At 67.2% G+C, this 3,322-nt stretch carries 3 protein-coding genes; 2 read left to right on the top strand and 1 reads right to left on the bottom strand.

Going from position 1 to position 3,322, the window contains the following annotated elements; genetic code table 11:
* A partial coding sequence (locus tag AC16DP_RS09780) for a hypothetical protein (RefSeq protein ID WP_483956687.1) occupies positions 1-550 on the bottom strand: 550 nt, incomplete at its 3' end.
* 192 nt (positions 551-742) lie between these two features.
* Here AC16DP_RS09780 and AC16DP_RS09785 point away from each other — a divergent pair.
* Together AC16DP_RS09785 and AC16DP_RS09790 are read left to right on the top strand one after the other, a co-directional pair.
* Complete coding sequence (locus AC16DP_RS09785) at positions 743-2,821, top strand: AMP-binding protein (RefSeq protein WP_329725622.1); 2,079 nt, start codon at positions 743-745, stop codon at positions 2,819-2,821.
* A 304-nt stretch (positions 2,822-3,125) separates the two neighbouring features.
* The coding region (locus tag AC16DP_RS09790; RefSeq protein WP_483956688.1) for a hypothetical protein at positions 3,126-3,322 on the top strand (197 nt) is incomplete at its 3' end.

Raw genomic sequence — 3,322 nt, forward strand, 5'->3', positions numbered from 1 at the left:
CTCGAGCTCTCGCGGGGACTCGCGTCCCATGGCCATCGCTCGGCTCCACACGCCCTTGAACCCCAAGTCCTCCCCATGCGCACGGCTTCGGGTCCGCGCTCCTGCCCACTCGACGTACCGAAGACCCGAAAATCAGCTTCGTGCATGTCTCCCAGGGCCTCGGACTGAACTCAACCCGTGATACGCCGCGTGGGCAGGAGGGCGCGCACGGCCCCACCAGCGTCCAACGGATCGCCTCCCCCAACCCGAGGGCCAGCAGGATGACGGCGAAGATGAGGGGGCCCTGCACCGGCCGCCGATAGGCCGGTACCAGCAGGCGCACGATGGCCTCCCCGAGGAAGAGCAGCCCGGCCCCGACGAAGATCAGCGTCCAGGCATCCCATCGTTCGGATCGCCCCAGGTAGGCCAGGTTCTGGACCAGCAGCACGCCCCCGGCCCAGAGCAGGACGAGCGCCCAGGCCAGGCTCCCGGGCGGATCATGGTGTGACCCGTGACCCCGGGGCCTTTCGTCTCCGGTCTCGTTCGTCTCGCTGGGGAATGGGTCGGACATGGTGGCTTCCCTGTGCTTGGGAGAAGCATGTGCATCGCTCGCCCGGACATCCTCTCCGCGGGTGCCAGGGTTACCTCTCCAGAAGAGTCCGCCGTGCCCGAGTCCCCAGGCTCCGGCGGGACGAGGGGAGGTGAGGCGGGTGGAAGCACGGATTCTCGCGAAGCCACGGACGGGCTGGCGGGTGCCCCCCACATGCCTGACTACGAGGCCGCATGTGCCTCCTTCTCGTGCGAGGCGGCCAGGCACGGACTGGCCGGCCTGCCCGGAGGGCGGGGGCTCAACATGGCCCACGCGGCGGTGGATCGGCACCGCCAGGAGGGGCGGGGAGGGCACCTGGCGCTTCGCCGGCTGGGCCGCCACGGTGAGCGCGAGGTCTTCACCTACGCGGAGCTGCGCGCCTGGACGAACCGCTTCGCCCAGGTGCTCGCCGGACTGGGAATCGCACCGGGCGAGCATGTCTTCTCCCTGCTGGGGCGCGTTCCGGAGCTGTACTTCACCGCGCTCGGCACCCTGAAGCACCGCGCCGTCTTCTGCCCGCTCTTCTCCGCCTTCGGTCCCGAGCCCATCCGCGCCCGCCTGCGGCGGGCCTCCGACACCTATGAGATCGGCCCGCCCAAGGGCGCCCTCCACGTCCACGGCGCCGTGCTCGCCCACCACGTCACCGGCTCGCTCGCGTTGGAGCTGCACCCGGACGGACTTCGACGCCGTGCGCGGGTGTTACCGCGCATCCTCGTTGATGCCCATCAACCAGCCGGTCCAAATCTCCATCCACACGCATGCGCGGTAACAGCCCGGGGGAAAGCGGGCCCACATTCCGCATCGCTGAAATCCAGGAATTCAAGAAGACCTGATTGCCCGGACTTGCGGTTTTCACGTACAGTCCAGCCCGAGCGTTATTTTCTAGATGGAGAAACCTCGATGGCGCGTGACATGGGTCGTTTCCTTCGCGGGGGGGCTTTGTTGTGCGGGTGGCTGATGGGGGTGGGCTGTGGGGGCCAGGACACGGGAGGGGTGCCGGCCGTGGAGCCCCTGGGGACGCAGGAGGCCGCGATGTGTGCGGGCACGAGCGTCTCCAGCCTGAGCCTCGCGGGCATCAGCACCTACGAGGGGGAGATGGCTGGCAATGGGCAATGGGCGGTCGCCAGCCCGGCCAACGCCGTGCGGCTGGAGTACTACCTGGACAACGTCTTGCAATCCAGCGAGGAGCGCCCCTATGCCTCCGGCACCTGGTACTTCAGCACCGCGGGGGTGGCCTGCGGTTCACACGGCTTCCTGGTGAAGGCCATCCCCATGGTCATCGACAGCGCGGGCAACCGCACCGTTTGCTGGAGCAGCCCGGGCAGGACGTTGACGCAGACCGTCGCGGATGGCTGCCCCAGCGCCACGGTGGGCAACAGCTACAACTGGAACTGGGGCAACGTCAGCAACGTGAGGTTCGGCGGAGGTGACAACGTCGCCGTCGTCACCGCTGGCGCCACCGTCTCGGTGAGCACCAACTACTTCATCGACGCCGGGTCCGTCGGGTGCCCTGGCTGTATCTCCCAGGTCATCCTGGGGGTGAGCGGCTCCAAGAAGTGCCTCTACAGCGGCGTGGGCGTGGTCTCCAGCAGCGCCACCACCACGCTCACCGCGCCCACGGCGCCGGGAAGCTATCTGGTCTGGGCGAGGGGCCAGTGGGAGTACAACTGCACCGATGCGCTCAACAAGACGTCGAGCGGCGGCCCGGTGGGGCTGATCGAGGTCTATGCCAACCCCTACACCTGGAATTGGGGGAGCATCTCCAACCTCACCGTCAACGGAAAGACGAACAAGCGGGTGCGCGCCGCGCCCGGTGCGAGCCTGGCGCTCACCGAGAACTTCTCGCTCAACACCGGCAGCTTCGGGTGCCCCACCTGTATCGCGCAGATCGTCATGGGCCTCGAGGGGGGCTCCAAGCAGTGCATCTACAGCGGCTCCGGCGTCACGTCGGGGAGCGCGGCGTACTCGCTCACCGCCCCCACCATCAAGGGAGTCTACAAGCTCTGGGCGAACCGCGAGTTGCAGTTCTCCTGCGCGAATGCCTTGAACCTCTTGAATGACGGGGCCGCGGTGTCCTTCGTCGAGGTGGATACCTGCGCGCACGACAAGTGCAGCACGGGCGGGCCGCTCACCTCCGGTTGCGACCAGATGTGCGTGAAGGACATCTGCGGCGTGGACCCCTATTGCTGTCAGACGAGCTGGGACAGTGTCTGCGTGGGGAGGGTCGCCAGCATCTGCAAGCAGCAATGCTGAGCGTGCGGAGCTGGGGGCTCACCCCGTAGCGCCCAGCTCCAGCATCAGCATCAGCAGATGCTTCTGGTGGTTGGTCGTAGCGGTGGCACGGGAAGGCCGGCGCCGTGCACGCGCCGTCGGCATCCGCGAGCCGCGTATCCACGTTGGAGGTATTCGTGCGCATTCTCTTCTGGGACGCCAACGGGTCCTGCACCGTGAGCAAGAGAGAGGAACGTCCTAGAATTGCGCAAATAAATACCCCTGGGGTTTTCCAGAGGTGGGAATCCGAGCAGCAGTCCCCATCGACCCCCCAGGGAGACACCAGATGACGAGAGCGTGCGAGCAGAAGCAGACGAGGACACGAGCGTGGGTGGCGGCCACGGCCCTGTTGATGACGGGGCTGACGGGCTGCGGCGTGGACGAGACACCGGCCGGGGAGCGCCTGACGAGCACGGAGGCACAGGCCCTCACGAACTACGCCAGCTACTTCATACAGGCCCAATCCTCCCAGAAGTGCATTTC

Source organism: Archangium sp. (assembly GCF_057119385.1).

Excerpts from the sequence above, each read along its gene's own strand:
- AC16DP_RS09785 (WP_329725622.1), top strand. The coding sequence starts at position 743 with ATGCCTGACTACGAGGCCGCATGTGCCTCCTTCTCGTGCGAGGCGGCC.